This window comes from Nitrospirillum goiasense, from assembly GCF_034427435.1.
Classification (GTDB): domain Bacteria; phylum Pseudomonadota; class Alphaproteobacteria; order Azospirillales; family Azospirillaceae; genus Nitrospirillum.
In genome coordinates this window covers 150,182-167,724 of the sequence record NZ_JAXQNP010000004.1, presented here as the reverse complement: position 1 = coordinate 167,724, position 17,543 = coordinate 150,182, and the positions used below count along the sequence as shown (strand labels likewise).

Genomic DNA, 17,543 nt, shown 5'->3' with positions numbered 1-17,543 from the left:
AAACGCTCCGAAAAAGTGTGAGGCTAAAGTCGTGAGGCTGGAATCGTCAGGAATGGATCAGTAGATCGCGGCCCCGGCGCCGACGTTGACGGAGGCGTCCTTCATGGTTTCCACCACGTAGGCGACCTGGTCTTCGCTGAGGTGCGTATGGAACGGCAGGGCCACCGCGCGATCCGCCACCTTCTCGGTCACGAAGTAATCGCCACGGCGGTAGCCCAGGTCGAAATAGTGCCGCTGCAGATGCAGGGGCTGGCAGTAGGCGGCGGCCTCGATCTCGGCCAGGCGCAGGTCCTCGACGATGGCGTCGCGGCTGGACCGGGAAAAGCGGGTGCCCAGTTGCACCAGGTACAGGAACCAGTTCACCTCGGTCACATCGGGCCCGATGTAGGGGTCCTTGATGCCCTCGAAGGACTGGACGTACTTGAAATAGAGGTGCTGCACGCCCCGGCGCTTCTCCAGGATTTCATCCAGCCGCCGCAACTGGGCCAGCCCCAGGGCCGCCGCCAGATCGCTCAAGCCCGCCTGGTAGGGCGGCGTGCCCCCCACCACCACGGAGGTGCGCTCCGCCAGACTGTGGCGGCACTGCCGGCGCAGGGCCATGGCGATGTCGGTATCGTCCGTCACCACCATGCCGCCCTCGCCACAGCACAGCGCGCCGGGCTGGGAGAAGTCGAACACGGCCGTGTCCCCGAAGGTGCCGACCAGGGCGCCCCGGTAGCGGGACCCGATGGCCTCGGTCGAATCCTCGATCAGGACCAGGCCATGCGCCGTCGCCATGTCCCGCAAGGCCGACCAGGCCGCGGGATGGCCGTTGGTGTTGCCGGCCACGATGGCGCGCGTGGCGGGGGTGAGGCGGGCCGCCACCTTTTCCGGCGCCAGCGTCCCCGCCCAATAATCGATGTCGGCGAAGACCGGCCGGGCGCCACACAGGCTGACGGCGTGCTGCGTCTCACGGAAACCGTAGGGGGAGACGATGACCTCATCCCCCGGCCCGACGCCCTGCGCGCGCAAGGCCATCAGCAGGCCCAGCGTGCCGCTGGCCACCGCCACGGCATGGCGCCGCCCCAGGTAGGCGGCGAACGCCGTCTCGAACGCCGCCGTCACCGACCCAGTCCCCAGGGTCGGGGAGCGCATCACCCGCTCCACCGCCGCCAGGTCGGCGGGCGTGATGTCCGGATCGCTGAGGCGGATCAGGTCGCCCGCCTCCGGAACCTCGGCCAGGGCTGTCATGGCGCCCCCCGCCGGGCCAGCAGGACGCCGGTGGCCTGGGCGGGCTCATCCGTTAGGCGGACGCAATGCCCGCTGCCGTCCAGCAGATGCACGTCGAAGCCGCCGTAGCGGCGGAAGGGATCCTCGGCCACATCCGCCGCGTCACACCGCGTCCAGGCCAGATGGGGCAACCGGTGGCGCAGCGTGGCGAAGACATCCTCCGCCGCTGCGCCCAGGACGGCGTCCATCGTCCTCAAATCATCCCCGCTCACCGCCATGTCGTCCCCCGTCATTGCCAGAACTGCCGGTCGGCATCGACGTTCAGCAGGTCCAGCAGCTCACCCAGCCGGCCGAAAGCGCCGTGCAATTCCCAGACGCCCTGGACGTGGTCCTTGCGATACAGCCGCCAGGTCCCCTGGCTGAACTGGATCAGCGCCACGTCGACCACTCCGCCCTCGCGGTCCACATTGCGGGAGCAGCAGGGGCTTTCGATGCGGTAGCCGCCCGCCGCCGGCACGACGGTGGGACGGACGTAGAGATAGCGCTGGCGCGACTGCAGGGCGCGCTCGATGCGCTTGCGGTCCACATCGTTGGGATGCCCCGCGATGGGGAGACTTCGCGATGCCGCCATCATGCACACTGCCCCTCCCCTGGCTCTCCAACCCAGTTGCGCCACTCGGGAACCGGCCGACACCAAACCGCGGCACGGTTCGGTTTCAGGCCGGAACGATCTCTTCCTCCAGGCAGCCGATCACCCGCCGGTCGGCGAATTCGACCAGGTAGATGGGCGTGCCGCTGTCCACATGGGTGCCGACCTGGACGATCTCCCCCACCGTGCCCGCCGGTTCCAGCAGGGCATCGGCCGGCACGTCCGGGTAACCGCCATCGTTGACCAGGTCAGCGACCACGCGCATGCGCTGTCCCCATTGGTACAGGGGTTGCCGGGGCTCGATCATGGCCGGCCCCCCAGGACTTGGCCCGGCACCGGCAGGGCGGTGGGCAGGGGCGTATCGTCGTCCTCGGCCGGCGCGAAGACGGCCTCCAGCTCCTTGCGCTTCATGCCCACGCGGTTGCCGCTGCCCAGGAATTCGACGCCGTAGATATAGAATTGCTGCAGGAAGGTGCCGATGCTGACGACGTAGCCTTCCTCCCCCTTCTTGGCCAGGATGTCGCCGATCTCCTTCCCGGCATAGCTGCCGTCGTTGCGGACGGTGCGGCGGGACCGCACCTTCTCCCCATAAGTGAAGGCGGGCGGGTCGACGATCTCGACCACGTCGCTGTCGCGGACGATATTGCTCATGGCACAACCTCCAGCATGGGGGGCTCCAGCATCGAGGGCTCCAGCATCGGGGACGGCGACAGGCGCGCGGCCACCATTTCCCGCACCAGGATGTCCTCATCCCGGGCCAGGTCGGCGAGCTGGGCCACAGGCAGGCGGGTGGCGACCTCGAACCGCACCCGCCAGTCGGGGTCGCGCTTCAGGCGGGCCAGCAGGTCGCCCGGCAAGCGTTTGGACACCTCATGCCGCACGCTGGCGTCGGCATCCGCCACCATGCGGATCAGCCACTCCACCGGCGCGCGGGCGGCGACCAGGCGGCGCACCTCCGGCTCCTTGTCATCGATCATGCGGGCCAGCAGGCCGGGCCCGACGCGGCGCGCCACCATCAGGCGCACGTAGTAATCGGGGTCGCGCACCATGGGGATCAGGTCCGCCTCGTCCAGCAGGGCGGCGACGCGGATGCGCACCTCGCGGTGCGGATCGTCGCGCAGGCGCAGGGCATAGCGCCGGGGCAGGCGCCGGGCGGCGTTCCAGCGCACCGCCTCCTCCGGATCCTCCAGCATGGGGGGTAACAGGAAGATGTCGGCGTGCTTGGCGGCGATGGCCCGCACCTCGAAATGCGGATGCCGCACGTGGGCGTTGGCCAGTTCGGGGTTCCAGGTGAAGAACCGGTCGATGCGGCGGGCGTAGCGGTCGTTGACGCAGGCGTGTTTCAGCCGGCAGCGGCCGGCGGCCTGAAGCGCCGCGTGGGCGCACGTCCCGCAGGAAATCACCTGGCCCCGCCAGTCAACGGCCTCATCGATGTCAGTCATGATCATCCTGCCCCATGCGATGGATGACATTCAGCAGCACCTGGGCCCCGACCTTGTCGGTGGGGTCCAGTTCCAGCAGCTTCAGGACGGCGGCCAAGCCCTCATCCAGGCCGCCGGTACGCATGTGCAGGTAGGCGTAGCCCTTGAGGGTGAACAGGAAGAAGCGGGGCAGCGGCGCGTCGAAGCGGCTGAACTCCGCATCCGTGGCCACGACCTGGCGCCAGTCGGCGGACAGGTGGTTGTCCTGCGCCGCCTTGGCCAGGCAAAGACGGGCGATGTCCAGCGCCTCCTTCAGCCGGCCCTTGTAGAAGTAAAAGCGGTACAGGGCGATCAGCACGGCGGGATGCCCGGGGGCCACCCGTCGCGCCAGGCGCAGATGCCGCTCCGCCACCTCATCCAGGTGATAGGCCTCGGCGGCGGCGGACAGGTGGTGCTGCACCTCCGGCGGCAGGCCACCCCCCAGGACAGCAAGGGATAGGGCGTCATCATCCGGGATGGGGGACTGCCCATTCCCGTCCGGGGACATCATCACGCTCCTGTCCGCCGCCCGCATGGCCCCATCCCCCGGTTATTGCAGCCGCACGATGGGCGTGGCCGCCGTGGCGCAGGTCGTGGCCTTGGGGTCGCGGAACACCAGGCCGCTCTGCGCCGCGCCATCCGCGAAATCGATGGTGACGCCGGTCAGGAGCAGCCGGCTTTCCGCCGGCAGGAACAGGCGCACGCCATCGCGCTCCACCACCGCGTCGCCCGGTTCGGGCGCGGCGCGGACGCTCATGTCAGCCGACAGGCCGGAACAGCCGCCGGGGCTCAGGACCAGGCGAAAGCCGGCCTGGGGGCCGCCATCGGCCCGCAGCATGAAGCGGATGAAGCGTTCGGCCGCCGGGGTGATCGTGAAGGTCATCGCCATCCCCCTCAACCGGCCGCCTGATAGCGGGGATAGGCGGTGTCGATGACGCAGGTGTTGTCCACCGGGCAGACGGCGACGCACTGCGGCACGTCGAAATACCCGATGCATTCCGTGCATTTTTTCGGATTGATGACGAAGGTGCCGCCCTTTTCCGAAATCGCCACGTTCGGGCACTCCGCCTCGCAAGCGGAGCAGCTGGTGCATTGTGAGGCGACGATCTTGTAGGCCATGGCTTTGTGTTCTCCCTTGGTAAATGGCGCCGGGGCCGGATGCGGCCGGCCCGGTCCAAACGGAACGGCATCAGGCGGCGACGATCAGGGCGCCCTGGCGGATGGCGGCGTCACCGCGCGGGGTATGGACCAGCTCTCCGGCGGCCACCTTTTCCAGGTAGCCCTTGAACCAGGCGATGGCCGACTTCTCGATGAATTCATGGGCGTACTGGTCCACCGGCTCGATACCGGCCTGCACCAGGTCCGCCTTGGGGCAGCCGCCGATCTTGGCGACGAAGACGGCGTGGCAATCGTTGATGGCGCGGATGACCGTCTGCAGGCTGTCCTCATCGCCAAACCCGCCTTGGCAATAAAGGTCGACGCGCCGGTGGCCCACGAACTTGGCGCCGGCGGTGGACAGCTCGTACACCTGGAATTCCTTGGCGTGGCCGAAATGCTCGTTGATGAGGCCGGAGCCCTTGGTCGCCACCGCCACCAGCAGCCGAACGTCGCTCTCGGCACCGGCCAGGCCGGCCAGTTCCTCTTGCTTGGCGGCGACCTTGGCCACGCGCTCCTCCTCCACCCGCGCCTGATAGGCCTTGCGGCCCTCCAGGTCGTAATCCACCTCCATCTCCATGATCTTCTCGGTGGTGAATTCGGCGCTGCGGTCCTCGCCCAGCAGGCCGACGGCATCGGCCCGGCACTGGCGGCAGTGCCGCATCATGTTCATCTCCCCCTCGCAGGCGTCCTGCAGGGCCTTCAGCTCCTGGGCCGTGGGGCCGCGCTGCCCCGTCAGGCCGAAGACGGTGCCGTGTTCGGGCGCGGAGATCAGGGGCATGATGTTGTGCAGGAAGGCGCCGCGGGACTTCACCGCCCGGTTCACCTCCACCAGGTGATGGTCGTTGACGCCCGGGATCATGACGGAGTTGACCTTGCACAGGATCCCGCGCTCGGTCAGCATCTCCAGGCCGCGCAGTTGGCGCTCGGTCAGCAGACGCGCCGCCTCCACCCCGGTGTAGCGCTGGTGGTTCCAAAAGACCCAGGGATAAATCTTCGCCCCCACCTCCGGGTCCACCATGTTGATGGTGATGGTGACGTGGTCGATGTTGTAGCGGGCGATGGTGTCGACATGGTCCGGCAGCGCCAGGCCGTTGGTCGACAGGCACAGCTTGATGTCCGGCGCCGTCTGGGAGATCAGCTCGAAGGTCTTGAAGGTCTTGGCCGGGTTGGCCAGGGGGTCGCCCGGCCCGGCGATGCCCAGCACGGTCATCTGCGGGATGGTGGACGCGACCGCCAGCACCTTCCGGGCCGCCTGCTCCGGCGTCAGCCGCTCGCTGACCACGCCGGGGCGGGATTCATTGGCGCAGTCGTACTTGCGATTGCAGTAGTTGCACTGGATGTTGCAGGCGGGCGCCACGGCCACATGCATGCGGGCATAGTGGTGGTGGGCCTCCTCGCTGTAACAGGGGTGGTTCTTCACCTTCTCCCAAATCTCCGGCGGCAGGTCGCCCTGCCCGGCGGCGGAACCGCAGCTGGCCTTGCCGCTGCCGCCCTGGGTGCCGCATCCCTTATGCTCGGCCACCTGCTGCATCACGGCGTCGATGGTGACCAGAGAGCCGGAACCGCCCTGCGATGTGGATGCGTGCATGTCCGTTCCTCTTGTTGGGGCCGGCGGACGCGCCGGCGCTCTCGATTGGAAAGTCTGCTTTACGTCTCAGGCGACACGGGCAGGCGGTCCCCGACTTATTCAGCAAAGGCCATGCCACTCACCGGATGGGCCAAAGCGGCCCGAACCCTAGCGCTCTCGGCCCTGAGCCCTGTGCGGTTGCCGACAAACCCAGCGCAAGCCGGACAACGCGTCGGCAAGCCGACAGGATCAGCCGCACAAAATCGAAACCGCGCGCGCCAGGGGCACGGCGACCGGCATCAGGCCATAGGCCGCGAAGAACTTCACCTCGTTGCGGGTCAGGTCCCCGGGGTTCACCACGACGTAATGGCGGTCGCCCGAACGCTTGGACACCTGGCGGGCGTAGGTCCGCAACAACTGGTCATGGAAGCGGCACCCGATGAAGAGAAAGCCGCGCCCCCGCCGCCGTTCCTTGACGATGTCGGGAATGGGCGTCTGGATGTCGATCTCGGTCAGGACCTCGACATAGTCGGCATCCGAAATAAGGAAATTGCGGACCGGGTCCACGCCACCGTGCGGCTTGTAGAGAACCGTATCCCAGGCCTCCGCCGCCTCCCGCCCGGTTTCTTGTCCTTGGGCGTCATAGAAGCGATACCAGCGATCCTCACCGATGCCGGCACGGGTGATCCCCTGCACCTCCCCCCAGGCCGTGGAGGTCGCCGCCAGGGCCGCGCGCATGGCGCCGTCGTACCAGGTGTCGACGATCAGGGGCAGGCCCCAGGCCGCCAAGTGATGATGCAGGGCCGTGGGCGCCATCGGCACCCGGAACGCCTCCGCCATGAGGGCCGAGACCGTGGAGCGGTGGCGGGTGCTTTCGATGTGCTGGGCGGCCGCCCAGGCGTTGCCCTTGGCCCGGCGCGGCAACGCCACCTTGGCCGCGAAGAACTCGGCCAGCGCCTCGTGCGTCACCGGCGCCTCCGGCACGGCCGGCGACACTTGCGCCAGGGCCGGCCCCAGGTAGGGGACCAGCGCGCCGGCCCGCAGTTGGGCCCCCAAGTCGGCCAACAGATGCTCCGCCTCAAGCCCATCCGCCAGGCTTAGGGCCACCGCCGGGGGGCCTTCCGGGGCTGCGGTCGCTGAAACCGTCATCTCAGTCCTCCTCCCCCCGCTTGCGGGCGTTCACGGTCACGGGCAGGCGCGTATCGGCCGCCATTTGCGGCAGGTCCAGGACCCAGCCGTTGGCGATGCGGATCCAGCCGCCCCACAGGCCCTCGTGTTCGGCCTCGACCACCGGCTCCTCCAAATCCTTCTTCGGCACATAGATGGAAAGGCCGCTTTCAGGCGAACGGCGGATCATCACTTTCATCGGGACCGGTCCTTGCGCTGATGCGGCCTTGGGGGTGCGGCCTTGGGCTGGCTTGCACGCCCGTCTCTTTCAGCAAGGGCCGTGCCATCCAGGAAAGCGGCGGAATGCCGCCCTTTTTATCCCCGACATCCGCGCATCGCCGCGTCAGGAACCCGACAACGCCTGTCGCATCCCTTACCGCCGCGGATCGTTCCGCCGCTGAAATCGGCACATCCCCCGTGCCTTCCATGGAATGGCATGCGGGGTGCACAGCCTTATGAGGTGCAATAGCCCGAGGGGGGACCAAGTGTCCCCTTGACCCCCGGCACCCACGCCGGGGACACTTCCGCCGACAGGAGGTCCCAATGCCCGACAGCGTCGCCTTCACCGAAAACCTGCTGAACCTGGCCGCCGTCGTCTATCAGCCGGAAGAGGATGTGGACAGCCTGCTGGCGGATTTCGCCCTGGGCTTGCGGGACCAGGGACGCCGGGTGGGCGGCATCGTCCAGCGCAACCGCCGGAACGCGTGCGGGCCCGTCAAGCTGATGGAGGTGGTGGATCTGCGCAGCGGCCGCGTCATCCCCATCTGCCAGAACCTGGGCCCCGGTTCGGTGGCCTGTCGCCTGGATACGGGCGGACTGGCCGACGCCGCCCTGGCCGTGGCCGACGCGGTCGCGCACCGGGTGGAACTGGTGATGGTCAACAAGTTCGGAAAGACGGAGGCGGAGGGGCGCGGCCTGCGCGGTGAGATCGCGTCCGCCATCGACGCGGGCCTGCCGGTCCTGACGGCCGTGCCCTGGCGCTTCTACGACGCCTGGGCGGCCTTCACCGGCGGGTACGGCACCACCCTGGCCTGTGACGCGGCGGTGGTGGCCGACTGGTGGACGGAGTGGGCCCGCCGGGCGGAACGGCGGCAGGCTGGGCCGGCCGCCGTCTTGCATTAAACTGGAGAATGGGGCGGGACAGCCCTTATTCTTTGCCGATCAGCACGTCGGACGACTTGATGATGGCGGAGACGTCGTCGCCGACCTTCAGGTCCAGGTCGTCCACCGCCTCGTTGGTGATGGACGAGGTGATGAGGCGACCGCTGGCGATCTCGATCTTCACATGGGCCGTGGTCACCCCCTTGGTGACCGCAACGACCTTACCGGCGATGACGTTGCGCGCGCTCAGCTTCATTTGCTGTTCAGTCCTCAAGTCAACGGCCCCCTAGGGGCCCAGGCACCCGCTCTCGATCCCGGCGGGAATTCAGAATTTCTTGACCTCGATGTTATGCTTGATCAAGGCATAGCCCACCTGCCGCGGCGTCAGGTTCAACAGCCGCGCGGCCTTGGCCTGTACCCATCCCGCCGTCTCCATCGCCTGAAGCAGGCGTTCCCGTTCCGACAGGCCGTCACCCTGCGCCACCGTGCAGGTGCCGGCTTGCGGGCAGCGGCCCTCCCCCTCCTCCGGCGCCGGCGCGGAAGCCGGCGATGCCGGCTGGCGGGGCAGTGGCACTGGTGCTGCCGGGCGCGACATGATCTTGAACGCGCTGCCCGGGCCGATGGCGCCTTTCCACAGGGTGGCCGACAGGCATTCGTCATGCCGGCAGGCAAAGTCGTCCGCGATGATGCCCGCGTCCTTCGACAGGGTGGCCGTCCGGCGCACGCAATTCTCCAGCTCACGGACATTGCCGGGGAAGTAGCAGCTTTCCAGGACGGCGTAGGCTGAGGGGGTCAGGCTCTTGCGCGTGCCATGTTCCTCGTTGAAGCGCTTCAGGAACTCGCACGCCAGCAGGTTGATGTCCTCGCGGCGGTCGCGCACCGCCGGCAGGAAGATGGAAACGACGTTGATGCGGTAATAGAGGTCGGCCCGGAACTCACCGCGCGCCACCGCGTCCTCCAGGTTCTTGTTGGTGGCGGCCACCAGCCGGACGTCGACCTTCAGGGTTCGGGAGCCGCCCACGCGCTCAAACTCGCCCTCCTGCAACACACGCAACAGCTTGGCCTGGAAAGAGGCGGAGATCTCCCCGATCTCATCCAGGAACAGGGTGCCGCCGTGCGCCAGTTCGAAGCGGCCCTTGCGTTGCGTCAAGGCGCCGGTGAAGGCCCCTTTCTCATGCCCGAACAACTCCGATTCCAGCATGCTTTCGGGAAGGGCGGCGCAATTCAGCTTCACGAACGGGCCGGCGCGGCGCGGTGACAGGTCGTGCGTCGCGCGGGCGAACAGCTCCTTGCCGGTGCCGGATTCCCCGCGCAGCAGCACGGTGGAATGGCTGCGCGCCACGATCTTGATCTTGTCGATGACCGAGCGGATGGCCGGGCTGTTGCCGACGATGCCCTGGGGCCGGATGTCACGCTCCGTCCGCGCGGTTTCGGATAGTTCCTTTTCCAGGCGCCGCTGCGTGCTCATCAACCGTTCGCGGTCCCGGCCGATCAGGTCGTGCAACCGCACGGTCTGGCCCACCAGGTTGGCGATCATGACCAGGAAGCGCACGTCCTCATCCAGGCGGAAGGTGGTCCTGCCCTCCCAGGTGCGGTCCAGCGTCAGGGTGCCGATGACCCGGTCCCTTTCCTTGATGGGGACGCCGATGAAGGAGATGCGCGGGCCGGCACCCCATTCCGTGGCGGACCAATCGTCGAACAGGGGATTGTCGGCCACATTCTCGACCACGACCGGCATTTGGGTCGTGACGATCTGGCCGATGGCCCGTTCGGGCAGCCGGTCGAAATGGCTCTTGGCGTTCTTTTCCGTCCATCCCATCCCCACCACCACCTGGGGCGAGCCGTCATCACCCAGCAGGGCGATAATGCCATGGTGCATTTCCAGGAAGCTGGACAGCAGCGCCAGGACGTTGGAAAGGGTGGTTTCCAGGCGGGCGGGCACCGCCAGGATCTTGGAAATCTCATACACGCCGTGCAGCGCGATTTCCGCACGGGAGGAGAAGCCACCGGCACGCGCCCGATCAGCCACCGAAAGGGGTGGAGTGGATGTCGCGGACGCATGAGAGGCGGAACCAGTCATAGGCATCGCACGAATCCTTTCGTGTCTCGAGGCCCGCCAATGCGGCGGCGCGGCCTCTGCCAACTGCCAGTCCAGTCAAGTACCTAGACATGAGCTTCGCAGGCGCAGCACGAGATCGCAAGTAAAATTCACAACCCAGAACACGCAAATTATAATGTTCAGCAACCAAACCGTTATCCGCAATCTCATTGATTTATAAGGCAACCATGGTCACCTGAACATCGCGCGGCCGGGCGAAGAAGGGGGCGGAGGTGACCAGGCTGTCGGCCCCCGCCTTCGCATACGCACCTGCGTTCCGGGCGGTGACGCCGCCGGCCGCGGCGATGACCGGCCGCCCATCGGCCCGCCGGGGCAGCCGGTCCACCAGCCGGCGCACCGCCTCGGGCGAAAACTTCTCCAGTTGGATGACATCGGCATGGGCGGCGGCGGCCAGGGCATCCTCCTCCCTGGTCACCTCCACCATGATCGCGCGCTCCGGCGCCGCCTGTTTCAGCCGGGCGACGGCCGCGCCCAGATCGTTGGGCGGATCCAGAAAGACCCGGTGTTCCGGGAACAGCAGGATGGTGTCGGATAGGCCCAACCGGTGGATATCCCCGCCGCCGGCCACCACCGCCTTGCACGCGAGCTGCCGGGTGTAGGGCACGGATTTCCGGGTGCACAGCACGGCGATGGCGGGATTGGCCGCCCGTGCCGCGTCGACGATGGCGCGCGTTTCACTGGCCACGCCAGACGCCCATTCCATGAGCGTCTGCGCCACCTTCCAGCCGGCATGCAGGGCGGCGGCCGGCCCGGACACCTGCAACAGCCGGTCGCCGGGGCCATGGCGCCCGCCCGCCGGCGCCCGATGTTCAATCGTCGCCCCCGTGCGGACCAGCAGGCGCGCGGCCTCGTCAACGCCGGACAGCACCATGTCCGCCCGGGCCATGAAGCACATGCGCCCCGGCCGGCCACCAATGCCCAGGGCACGGGTGGTCAGGTCGCCGTAGCGCATATCCTCTTCCAGCAAGCGCTCGATGGCCGACTCTGGCAGGGGCCAGGCATCGCCCCAGGAGGAATTGCCCTCCAGGTCCGCAGACAAATCCGCCGCCATCAGCCGAACTTGAACAGAACGCCGAACCCGCCGCGGGGATAGTTCCACTCCACCTCCCCGGTCTTGGCCGTCAGCACCCGGCAGGTGCCGCATTCCACGCAGCCATCCACCACCGCCTCCACCTGCCCCTTGTCGTTCAGGCTGTAGCAGCCGGCGGGGCACAGATGGGTCAGCGCCATCAGCGCCTTGGACGGTTCCGCATGGGGCTTGATCTTGATATGCGGCCGCCCCGCATCCACCAGGTAGCGGTTTTGGAACAGCCGTTCCTCCACCTTCACCGGGGGCGCCTTCGGGGCCGCCCCAACCTCCGTCGTGTTCATCATCGCCAGGACCTCGCCAGTTTGAGGGCGTCCCCGATCAGGCCGGGCAGCGTCCGGCCCTCGCGGAACGATTGGAAAATCTGTTTTTCCTTGGCGCGCTTGTCGACGCCATCCACCCGGAACCAGGTCTGGGCGGCGGCGCTGAGCAGCTTGGGATAGACGCCGAAGAACTGCTTGTTGCGGTGCAGGAAATCCGGGATGCGCCGGTACTTCTTCAAATCCTTCATGACGAAGGTGGCTTCCAGGCGGCGCTGGTATTCGGCCAGGTTGGCCTTGCTCGCCACCTCGCGCCGCCGCTTCAGCCACACCACCGTCTCTCCGGCGACGCGGCCCGTGGTCATGGCCAGGTTGGAGCCCTCACGGTGGACGGCGTTCACGAACTGCCCGGCGTCGCCCACCACGATCCACCCGTCGCCGAACAACTCAGGCATGGCGTTGTAGCCGCCCTCGGGGATCAGATGGGCCGCGTACTCCTTGCACTCCGATCCTTCCAGCAGGGGGCGGACGCTGGGGTGGCGCTTGAACGCCTCCAGCAAGCCATAGGGCGTGCGACCGCTTTCCGCGAAATCCGAGACGATGCAGCCGATGCCGATCGAGATCAATTCCTGGTTGGTGTAGATGAAGCCGGTGCCCGTCATGCCATCGGTGATGGTGCCCATGGCCTCGATCACCGCACCCTCGTTGCCTTTCAGGTTGAAGCGGCTTTCGATGACCTCGCGCGGCAGGAAATGCATCTCCTTGACCGCCAGCGCCACCGTTTCCGGCTTCAGCTCCGGCCGCAGGCCGGAACGCTGCCCCACCAGGCCATTCACCCCTTCGCCCAGGATGACCACATCGGCAAAGGCGGTGCCGCCGTCCCGGTCGGTGCGGACGCCGATGACCCGGCCCTGGGTGTCGCGCAGCAGCTCCGTCACCGTCGTTTCGCACAACAGGACGACGCCGGCCTCCCGCACCTTGCCGCTGAACCACTTGTCGAACTGGGCGCGGATGATGGTGTAGCGGTTGGGCCGCTCCTCGTTGAAGTCGTCAGAGCGGTAGTGCATGCCGACATAGGAGGTGTCGTCCATGGTCCACAGCCGCTGCTCGATGACATGGCGTTCCAGGGGCGCATCCTCGCGGAAATCCGGGATGATCTTTTCCAGCGCGTCGGCGTAAAGGATGGCGCCCTGCACGTTCTTGGACCCGGGATATTCCCCCCGCTCCAACTGCAGGACCTTCAGGCCTTCCTTGGCCATGGTGTAGGCGGCGGCGTTGCCGGAGGGACCGGCCCCCACCACGATGGCGTCGAATTTTTCCTCAATCATCGCGGGCCTCCTTCAGCCGGCCAAGCGGTTGACGGACAGATGCGCCTGGAACGCCCGGGTCAGGGCCGGCAGCAGTTCGATGGCGTCCGCGACCACGCCCAGGTGGGCGAAGTCGAAGATGGGGGCGTTGGGGTCGCTGTTGATCGCGACGATGGTGTCCGCCCCCTCCACCCCCACGCGATGCTGGATGGCGCCGGAGATACCGGCGGCGATGTACAGCTTGGGACGGATGGTCTTGCCCGTCTGGCCGATCTGGCGGTCGGCGGTGATCCACCCCTTCTGCACCAGCGGGCGCGAGCCGCCGTAATCGCCGCCCAGCACCTCCGCCAGCGCCCGGACCAGCTGGAAATTTTCCGCCGAGCGCAGGCCCAGCCCGCCGGCCACCACGATGTCGGCGTAGGCCAGTTGCGCCTTGTCGCTCTCACGGTCCGCGATGAAGCGCAGCACCTTGGTGACCACATCCTCTTCCGCGAGGTCCAGCGGGTGTTCGACGATGCGACCCCAGCGCCCTGGTTCCCGCGCCGGCATGGCCATGACGCGCGGGCGCACGGTCGCCATCTGCGGCCGGTAGTTCAGGGTCAGGATGGTACAGAGCAAAGACCCGCCAAAGGTCGGCCGGGTCGCGGCCAGCGACCCCTCGTCATCGATGGCCAGTTCGGTGCAGTCGGCCGTCAGGCCGGTTCGCAGCGTGGTCGCCACCGAACCCGCCAGGTCGCGCCCCAGGTTGGTGGCGCCCAGCAGCAGGATCTCCGGCTGGTGGGTGTTGACCAGATCGGTCATGGCCCGGGTGTAGGTCTCATTGCGGTAATGCGCCAGGACGGGGGCGGTGACGGTGTAGACCAGATCGGCGCCATGCTCGAACGCGGCGGCGGCCGTCTGGGCGGCGGTGATGCTGTCGCCCGACAGCACCACACCCGCCAGTTCGACGCCGCGCTTGTCCGCCAGCTTGCGTCCCTCCCCCAGCAGCTCCAGCGACACCGGGTGGACGGCACCATGCTCGCATTCCACCACCACCCAGACATGCTTGTAGGCCTTGAACCGCTCCGGCAGCTCGCGCTTGGTGCCCGCCCGTCCGCCGGCGGCGGGCTTGGGGGGCTGGGCGTTGGGTGCGTCGCTCATCGTCTTCTACTCCCTTGGGGACGGGCCGAGGCTCATCGGGGGCTCACTGCCCGGCGGCGAACCGCAACAGGTCTTCCTCCAGCGCCGGCTGGGTCTGGAAAATCGCGGCCATGACATCGGCCGCCAGCTCATCGGCCGACCGGTCGATGGTAGGCACCTGGCGCACCGGCTCCGCCCGCCCCTGGGGGGCGAACACCTTCTTGACGATGGTGGGGGAGCCCTTGAGGCCGCAGGAGGCCAGGTCGGTGATGCCGGCGTCGGCCGCGCTCCACCGCACCACCTGGGCGCGGGCGGCGCGATAGGCGTCGTCCAGGCTGCCCCGGCGGATCTCGTTCACGCCTTCCAGCATGGTGATCAGCACCGGCAGGCGGGTTTGCAGGACCTGCAGCCCCCCTTCCGCCCGCCGTTCCACCGTGATGGTGCCCGCGGCGGGATCCAGATCCGCGATGCGGGCGACGTAGGTCAGCTGGTTCAGGCCCAAGCGCTTGGCGATACCGGGGCCCACCTGGGCCGTGTCACCATCGATGGTCTGCTTGCCGGTGAACACGATGGGCGGCACCCCGAACTCCCGCCCCACCTTGTCCAGCGCGGCGGCCAGGGCGAAGCTGGTGGCCAGAGTGTCCGACCCCGCGAACGCCCGGTCGGTCAGCAGGACGGCACGGTCGGCGCCGTAGGTCAGCGCCTTGCGCAACGAGTCTTCCGCCATGGGCGGCCCCATGGTCAGCACCGTCACCTCCCCCCCAGGCGGTCGCGCAGGCGCAAGGCCTCTTCCAGCGCGAACAGGTCGTAGGGATTGATGATGGTGGGCACGCCCTGGCGCATGATGGTGTTGGTCACGGGATGGACCCGGATCTGCGCGCTGTCGGGAACTTGCTTCATGCAGACGACGATGTGCATTTCCTGGTCCTTCCTTCGATCCCTTGGCCTTACCGATCCCTTGGATCACGGGGGGTATCAGGCAAGGGGCGTGCCAACCGGCGGCGGTGCCTAAAGCCTTGATTCTTCATCACCCAAGTTAGCCCCGCGATCTTGTGATCTTCACTTTGTCGGATAGCCGACAGGCCCTGTCGTGTCCCGTGCGCGCACCGTCAGGGGGCCTTGGCCCCCTCCAGCGCCGTCAGCGGCACGAAGGGCCGGGCCGCCGGCGGCTTGGGCGCCACCGCGTCGCGGTGCACCTTGAACAGCCGCTCGGCGATGGGGGTGGAGGCGACGAAATCCTGGTAGGCCTGTTCCAGGTGCCCCCGGCACAGGGCGCGGATTTCCGCGTCGTCCAGGCCGGTGAACGCGTCCTCGACCTCGCTGCCCCGCAGGTACTGGCCCATGCGGCGCAGGATGTGCAGGCGCGCGACCCGCACCACCGCCGCGTCGAACGGCACCTCCAGGAACGTGAAGAAATCCTCGGCCGACGATAGCCGCGACAACTCATCCAAGACGCCCATGGTCCCTGCCCTCCGCTTCGGGTTCGTACAACAGCGCCGCCAGCCGGCCCTGGGTATGGGCCAGGCGCGCTTCAAGAAAGGCGATACGGTCCAGCATCAGGGTCAGCGCCTCGCCCACCGGATCGGGGATCAAATGGTGGTCCAGGTCGATCCGCCCCGCGGTGCCGCGCCGGACACGCGGGTCGCGCACCACCCGGCCGGGAATGCCCACGACGGTCATTTCCGGCGGCACATCCTCGACCACCACGGAATTGGCGCCGATGCGGGCCCCGGTCCCCACCTCAATAGGCCCCAGCACCTTGGCACCGGCCCCGATCAGCACCCCCGACCCGATGGTGGGATGGCGCTTGCCGGGGGACCAGCTGGTTCCGCCCAGGGTGACCCCGTGATAGAGGGTCACGTCGTCCCCCACCTCGGCCGTTTCCCCAATCACCACGCCGGCGCCATGGTCGATGAAAAAGCGCCGGCCGATGCGCGCGCCCGGATGGATGTCCACGTTGGTCACCAGCCGCGCGAACCAGGACAACACGCGGGCGGGAAAACGCAGGCCCCGGCGCCATAGCCGATGGGCCACCCGGTGATGGATGACGGCATGAAGCCCGGGATAGGTCAGCAGGATTTCCACCACATGGCGGGCGGCCGGGTCGCGCGCCTTCACGCAGGCGATGTCCTCACCCACCACGCCCCATAATCCCGGTTCTCCCGCCATCGCGGCCTCCCGTCATCGGTCAATCGCCAGCCGCCTCGTAGAACTTCAGCAATTCACCCTCATTGATGGGGCGCTTCCAGGCCACGGCGCAGTTGCGCACCTCATCCAGGACGCGGCGGGCGCGGCCTTCATCGGGGGAAAGGCCCAGCGACTTCAGGGCGTTGTTGATGGCCGCCATGCCGGAATGCTTGCCCAGCACGATGGACCGCACCCGGCCGAACCAGGCGGGGTCCAGCGCCTCATAGGTTTCCGGGTCGCGCAGCAGGCCGGAGACATGGATACCGAACTCATGGGCGAAGACGGCGGAGCCGACGATGGACTTGGCCACCGGGATGGGCCGGCCGGCGGCGGCGGCCACCAGTTCGGCCAAGCCCGTCAGTTGGGTCAGGTCCACGCCCGTCTGGCGGCCGGCGATGGGCCCCAAGGCCGCAACCACCTCCTCCAAGGCCGCGTTGCCCGCCCGCTCCCCCAGGCCCAGGACACAGACGCTGGCGTGGGTGGCGCCGCCGCGCACGGCGGCCAAGGTGTTGGCGGTGGCCAAGCCCAGGTCGTCATGGCCGTGGAATTCCAGCTCCAGATCCGTCTCCGCGCACAGCTGGCGGAAAATCTCGTGGGTGCGGAAGGGATCCAGGATGCCGACCGTGTCGGCGAAGCGGAAGCGATGGGCGCCCGCCTCCTCCGCCGCGGCGACGACGCGCAACAGGAAGTCCATGTCGGCACGGCTGGAATCCTCGCCCCCCAAGGCCACGGCCAAACCCCGGTCGCGGGCATAGGACACCACCCGGCGGATGCGGGGAATGATGTCCTGGCGGCTGATCTGCAGCTTCACCCGGATCTGGCGGTCGGACACCGGGATGGACAGGTTCACCCGCGACAGCCCGGTGCGCAGGGCGGCGTCGACGTCCGCCTCCGTCAGGCGGCACCAAGCGATGGCCGCCGACCGTTCCAGGGACGTGCCCACGGCGGCCATGGCCTCGATCTCCGCTGGCCCCATGGCGGGGATGCCGGCCTCGATCTCATCCACGCCGGCCGCCTCCAGCTTGCGGGCGATGGCCACCTTTTCCGCCACGGTGAAGGCGACGCCGGGCGCCTGTTCGCCGTCGCGCAACGTGCTGTCGTTGATGACGATGGGCGGTGCTTTCAGCATGCTGCGTCTCCTTGAAGGACGATC

At 68.0% G+C, this 17,543-nt stretch carries 24 protein-coding genes; 1 reads left to right on the top strand and 23 read right to left on the bottom strand.

Annotated features, from left to right (window positions below):
- Positions 1-57: 57 nt before the first annotated feature.
- The 12 genes from ULB03_RS22730 to nifT form a co-directional block, all read right to left on the bottom strand.
- On the bottom strand, positions 58-1,230 hold the full coding sequence (locus ULB03_RS22730) for a DegT/DnrJ/EryC1/StrS family aminotransferase (RefSeq protein ID WP_322485377.1): 1,173 nt from the start codon (positions 1,228-1,230) through the stop codon (positions 58-60).
- Positions 1,227-1,457: a hypothetical protein gene (locus ULB03_RS22725; RefSeq protein WP_322485376.1), complete on the bottom strand. Its 231-nt coding sequence runs from the start codon at positions 1,455-1,457 to the stop codon at positions 1,227-1,229. The genes ULB03_RS22730 and ULB03_RS22725 overlap by 4 nt, the downstream gene beginning before the upstream one ends.
- A 41-nt stretch (positions 1,458-1,498) precedes the next feature.
- Positions 1,499-1,843 (bottom strand): DUF3024 domain-containing protein, encoded by a 345-nt coding sequence (locus tag ULB03_RS22720; protein WP_322485375.1) that lies wholly within the window; start codon positions 1,841-1,843, stop codon positions 1,499-1,501.
- Positions 1,844-1,925: 82 nt separating this feature from the next.
- A complete protein-coding gene (locus tag ULB03_RS22715) occupies positions 1,926-2,165 on the bottom strand; it encodes a nitrogen fixation protein NifZ (RefSeq protein ID WP_322485374.1) in 240 nt (79 codons plus the stop codon).
- Positions 2,162-2,509, bottom strand: a complete 348-nt coding sequence (locus tag ULB03_RS22710) for a nitrogen fixation protein NifZ (RefSeq protein WP_322485373.1) — start codon at positions 2,507-2,509, stop codon at positions 2,162-2,164. The genes ULB03_RS22715 and ULB03_RS22710 overlap by 4 nt, the downstream gene beginning before the upstream one ends.
- Positions 2,506-3,300: a 4Fe4S-binding leucine-rich repeat protein gene (locus tag ULB03_RS22705; RefSeq protein ID WP_322485372.1), complete on the bottom strand. Its 795-nt coding sequence runs from the start codon at positions 3,298-3,300 to the stop codon at positions 2,506-2,508. The genes ULB03_RS22710 and ULB03_RS22705 overlap by 4 nt, the downstream gene beginning before the upstream one ends.
- The gene (locus ULB03_RS22700) at positions 3,293-3,829 is read right to left on the bottom strand and encodes a tetratricopeptide repeat protein (protein WP_322485371.1); all 537 of its coding nucleotides are present in this window, start codon (positions 3,827-3,829) and stop codon (positions 3,293-3,295) included. The genes ULB03_RS22705 and ULB03_RS22700 overlap by 8 nt, the downstream gene beginning before the upstream one ends.
- Before the next feature lie 39 nt (positions 3,830-3,868).
- The gene (locus ULB03_RS22695; RefSeq protein WP_322485370.1) at positions 3,869-4,201 is read right to left on the bottom strand and encodes a HesB/IscA family protein; all 333 of its coding nucleotides are present in this window, start codon (positions 4,199-4,201) and stop codon (positions 3,869-3,871) included.
- 11 nt (positions 4,202-4,212) lie between these two features.
- The gene (locus tag ULB03_RS22690) at positions 4,213-4,437 is read right to left on the bottom strand and encodes a 4Fe-4S dicluster domain-containing protein (protein ID WP_145734553.1); all 225 of its coding nucleotides are present in this window, start codon (positions 4,435-4,437) and stop codon (positions 4,213-4,215) included.
- A gap of 70 nt (positions 4,438-4,507) precedes the next feature.
- Complete coding sequence (nifB, locus tag ULB03_RS22685; protein ID WP_416211180.1) at positions 4,508-6,064, bottom strand: nitrogenase cofactor biosynthesis protein NifB; 1,557 nt, start codon at positions 6,062-6,064, stop codon at positions 4,508-4,510.
- A gap of 228 nt (positions 6,065-6,292) precedes the next feature.
- On the bottom strand, positions 6,293-7,192 hold the full coding sequence (locus ULB03_RS22680; RefSeq protein WP_322485369.1) for an SIR2 family NAD-dependent protein deacylase: 900 nt from the start codon (positions 7,190-7,192) through the stop codon (positions 6,293-6,295).
- A 1-nt stretch (position 7,193) separates the two neighbouring features.
- Positions 7,194-7,409 carry a putative nitrogen fixation protein NifT gene (nifT, locus tag ULB03_RS22675; RefSeq protein WP_322485368.1) on the bottom strand — a complete coding sequence of 72 codons (216 nt, stop codon included), beginning with the start codon at positions 7,407-7,409 and terminating at the stop codon, positions 7,194-7,196.
- A 344-nt stretch (positions 7,410-7,753) separates the two neighbouring features.
- Here nifT and ULB03_RS22670 point away from each other — a divergent pair, with 344 nt between their 5' ends.
- Positions 7,754-8,332, top strand: coding sequence for a DUF2478 domain-containing protein (locus tag ULB03_RS22670; RefSeq protein ID WP_322485367.1), 579 nt, complete (start codon positions 7,754-7,756; stop codon positions 8,330-8,332).
- A 25-nt stretch (positions 8,333-8,357) separates the two neighbouring features.
- Here ULB03_RS22670 and ULB03_RS22665 read toward each other — a convergent pair whose 3' ends face one another.
- The 11 genes from ULB03_RS22665 to nifV form a co-directional block, all read right to left on the bottom strand.
- Entirely contained in the window at positions 8,358-8,567 is a 210-nt protein-coding gene (locus ULB03_RS22665) for a TOBE domain-containing protein (RefSeq protein WP_145734548.1), read from the bottom strand.
- Positions 8,568-8,636: 69 nt separating this feature from the next.
- Positions 8,637-10,397, bottom strand: coding sequence for a nif-specific transcriptional activator NifA (gene nifA / locus ULB03_RS22660; RefSeq protein WP_322485366.1), 1,761 nt, complete (start codon positions 10,395-10,397; stop codon positions 8,637-8,639).
- A 187-nt stretch (positions 10,398-10,584) separates the two neighbouring features.
- Positions 10,585-11,469 (bottom strand): ModD protein, encoded by an 885-nt coding sequence (modD, locus tag ULB03_RS22655; RefSeq protein WP_322485365.1) that lies wholly within the window; start codon positions 11,467-11,469, stop codon positions 10,585-10,587.
- Between the two features lie 11 nt (positions 11,470-11,480).
- Entirely contained in the window at positions 11,481-11,804 is a 324-nt protein-coding gene (locus ULB03_RS22650; protein ID WP_416211179.1) for a ferredoxin family protein, read from the bottom strand.
- The gene (locus tag ULB03_RS22645; RefSeq protein ID WP_322485364.1) at positions 11,801-13,105 is read right to left on the bottom strand and encodes an FAD-dependent oxidoreductase; all 1,305 of its coding nucleotides are present in this window, start codon (positions 13,103-13,105) and stop codon (positions 11,801-11,803) included. Before ULB03_RS22645 ends, ULB03_RS22650 begins: the two co-directional genes overlap by 4 nt.
- A 12-nt stretch (positions 13,106-13,117) precedes the next feature.
- Positions 13,118-14,224: an electron transfer flavoprotein subunit alpha/FixB family protein gene (locus ULB03_RS22640; protein ID WP_322485363.1), complete on the bottom strand. Its 1,107-nt coding sequence runs from the start codon at positions 14,222-14,224 to the stop codon at positions 13,118-13,120.
- Between the two features lie 43 nt (positions 14,225-14,267).
- Complete coding sequence (locus ULB03_RS22635; RefSeq protein WP_322485362.1) at positions 14,268-14,957, bottom strand: electron transfer flavoprotein subunit beta/FixA family protein; 690 nt, start codon at positions 14,955-14,957, stop codon at positions 14,268-14,270.
- Complete coding sequence (locus ULB03_RS22630) at positions 14,954-15,121, bottom strand: electron transfer flavoprotein subunit beta/FixA family protein (protein WP_322485361.1); 168 nt, start codon at positions 15,119-15,121, stop codon at positions 14,954-14,956. The genes ULB03_RS22635 and ULB03_RS22630 overlap by 4 nt, the downstream gene beginning before the upstream one ends.
- A gap of 191 nt (positions 15,122-15,312) precedes the next feature.
- Complete coding sequence (gene nifW / locus ULB03_RS22625) at positions 15,313-15,663, bottom strand: nitrogenase stabilizing/protective protein NifW (protein WP_322485360.1); 351 nt, start codon at positions 15,661-15,663, stop codon at positions 15,313-15,315.
- Entirely contained in the window at positions 15,647-16,372 is a 726-nt protein-coding gene (cysE, locus tag ULB03_RS22620) for a serine O-acetyltransferase (protein WP_322485359.1), read from the bottom strand. Before cysE ends, nifW begins: the two co-directional genes overlap by 17 nt.
- A 19-nt stretch (positions 16,373-16,391) precedes the next feature.
- Positions 16,392-17,519: a homocitrate synthase gene (gene nifV / locus ULB03_RS22615; protein ID WP_322485358.1), complete on the bottom strand. Its 1,128-nt coding sequence runs from the start codon at positions 17,517-17,519 to the stop codon at positions 16,392-16,394.
- Positions 17,520-17,543 lie beyond the last annotated feature (24 nt).

Coding starts and splice junctions, on each gene's coding strand:
- ULB03_RS22640 (WP_322485363.1), bottom strand. CDS start 14,224: ATGAGCGACGCACCCAACGCCCAGCCCCCCAAGCCCGCCGCCGGCGGA.
- ULB03_RS22690 (WP_145734553.1), bottom strand. CDS start 4,437: ATGGCCTACAAGATCGTCGCCTCACAATGCACCAGCTGCTCCGCTTGC.
- ULB03_RS22725 (WP_322485376.1), bottom strand. CDS start 1,457: ATGGACGCCGTCCTGGGCGCAGCGGCGGAGGATGTCTTCGCCACGCTG.
- ULB03_RS22705 (WP_322485372.1), bottom strand. CDS start 3,300: ATGACTGACATCGATGAGGCCGTTGACTGGCGGGGCCAGGTGATTTCC.
- nifA (WP_322485366.1), bottom strand. CDS start 10,397: ATGCCTATGACTGGTTCCGCCTCTCATGCGTCCGCGACATCCACTCCA.
- nifB (WP_416211180.1), bottom strand. CDS start 6,064: ATGCACGCATCCACATCGCAGGGCGGTTCCGGCTCTCTGGTCACCATC.
- ULB03_RS22670 (WP_322485367.1), top strand. CDS start 7,754: ATGCCCGACAGCGTCGCCTTCACCGAAAACCTGCTGAACCTGGCCGCC.
- ULB03_RS22650 (WP_416211179.1), bottom strand. CDS start 11,804: ATGATGAACACGACGGAGGTTGGGGCGGCCCCGAAGGCGCCCCCGGTG.
- nifT (WP_322485368.1), bottom strand. CDS start 7,409: ATGAAAGTGATGATCCGCCGTTCGCCTGAAAGCGGCCTTTCCATCTAT.
- ULB03_RS22630 (WP_322485361.1), bottom strand. CDS start 15,121: ATGCACATCGTCGTCTGCATGAAGCAAGTTCCCGACAGCGCGCAGATC.
- ULB03_RS22710 (WP_322485373.1), bottom strand. CDS start 2,509: ATGAGCAATATCGTCCGCGACAGCGACGTGGTCGAGATCGTCGACCCG.
- ULB03_RS22715 (WP_322485374.1), bottom strand. CDS start 2,165: ATGATCGAGCCCCGGCAACCCCTGTACCAATGGGGACAGCGCATGCGC.
- ULB03_RS22720 (WP_322485375.1), bottom strand. CDS start 1,843: ATGATGGCGGCATCGCGAAGTCTCCCCATCGCGGGGCATCCCAACGAT.
- ULB03_RS22700 (WP_322485371.1), bottom strand. CDS start 3,829: ATGATGTCCCCGGACGGGAATGGGCAGTCCCCCATCCCGGATGATGAC.
- ULB03_RS22665 (WP_145734548.1), bottom strand. CDS start 8,567: ATGAAGCTGAGCGCGCGCAACGTCATCGCCGGTAAGGTCGTTGCGGTC.
- nifW (WP_322485360.1), bottom strand. CDS start 15,663: ATGGGCGTCTTGGATGAGTTGTCGCGGCTATCGTCGGCCGAGGATTTC.
- nifV (WP_322485358.1), bottom strand. CDS start 17,519: ATGCTGAAAGCACCGCCCATCGTCATCAACGACAGCACGTTGCGCGAC.
- ULB03_RS22680 (WP_322485369.1), bottom strand. CDS start 7,192: ATGACGGTTTCAGCGACCGCAGCCCCGGAAGGCCCCCCGGCGGTGGCC.
- cysE (WP_322485359.1), bottom strand. CDS start 16,372: ATGGCGGGAGAACCGGGATTATGGGGCGTGGTGGGTGAGGACATCGCC.
- ULB03_RS22730 (WP_322485377.1), bottom strand. CDS start 1,230: ATGACAGCCCTGGCCGAGGTTCCGGAGGCGGGCGACCTGATCCGCCTC.
- ULB03_RS22695 (WP_322485370.1), bottom strand. CDS start 4,201: ATGACCTTCACGATCACCCCGGCGGCCGAACGCTTCATCCGCTTCATG.
- ULB03_RS22645 (WP_322485364.1), bottom strand. CDS start 13,105: ATGATTGAGGAAAAATTCGACGCCATCGTGGTGGGGGCCGGTCCCTCC.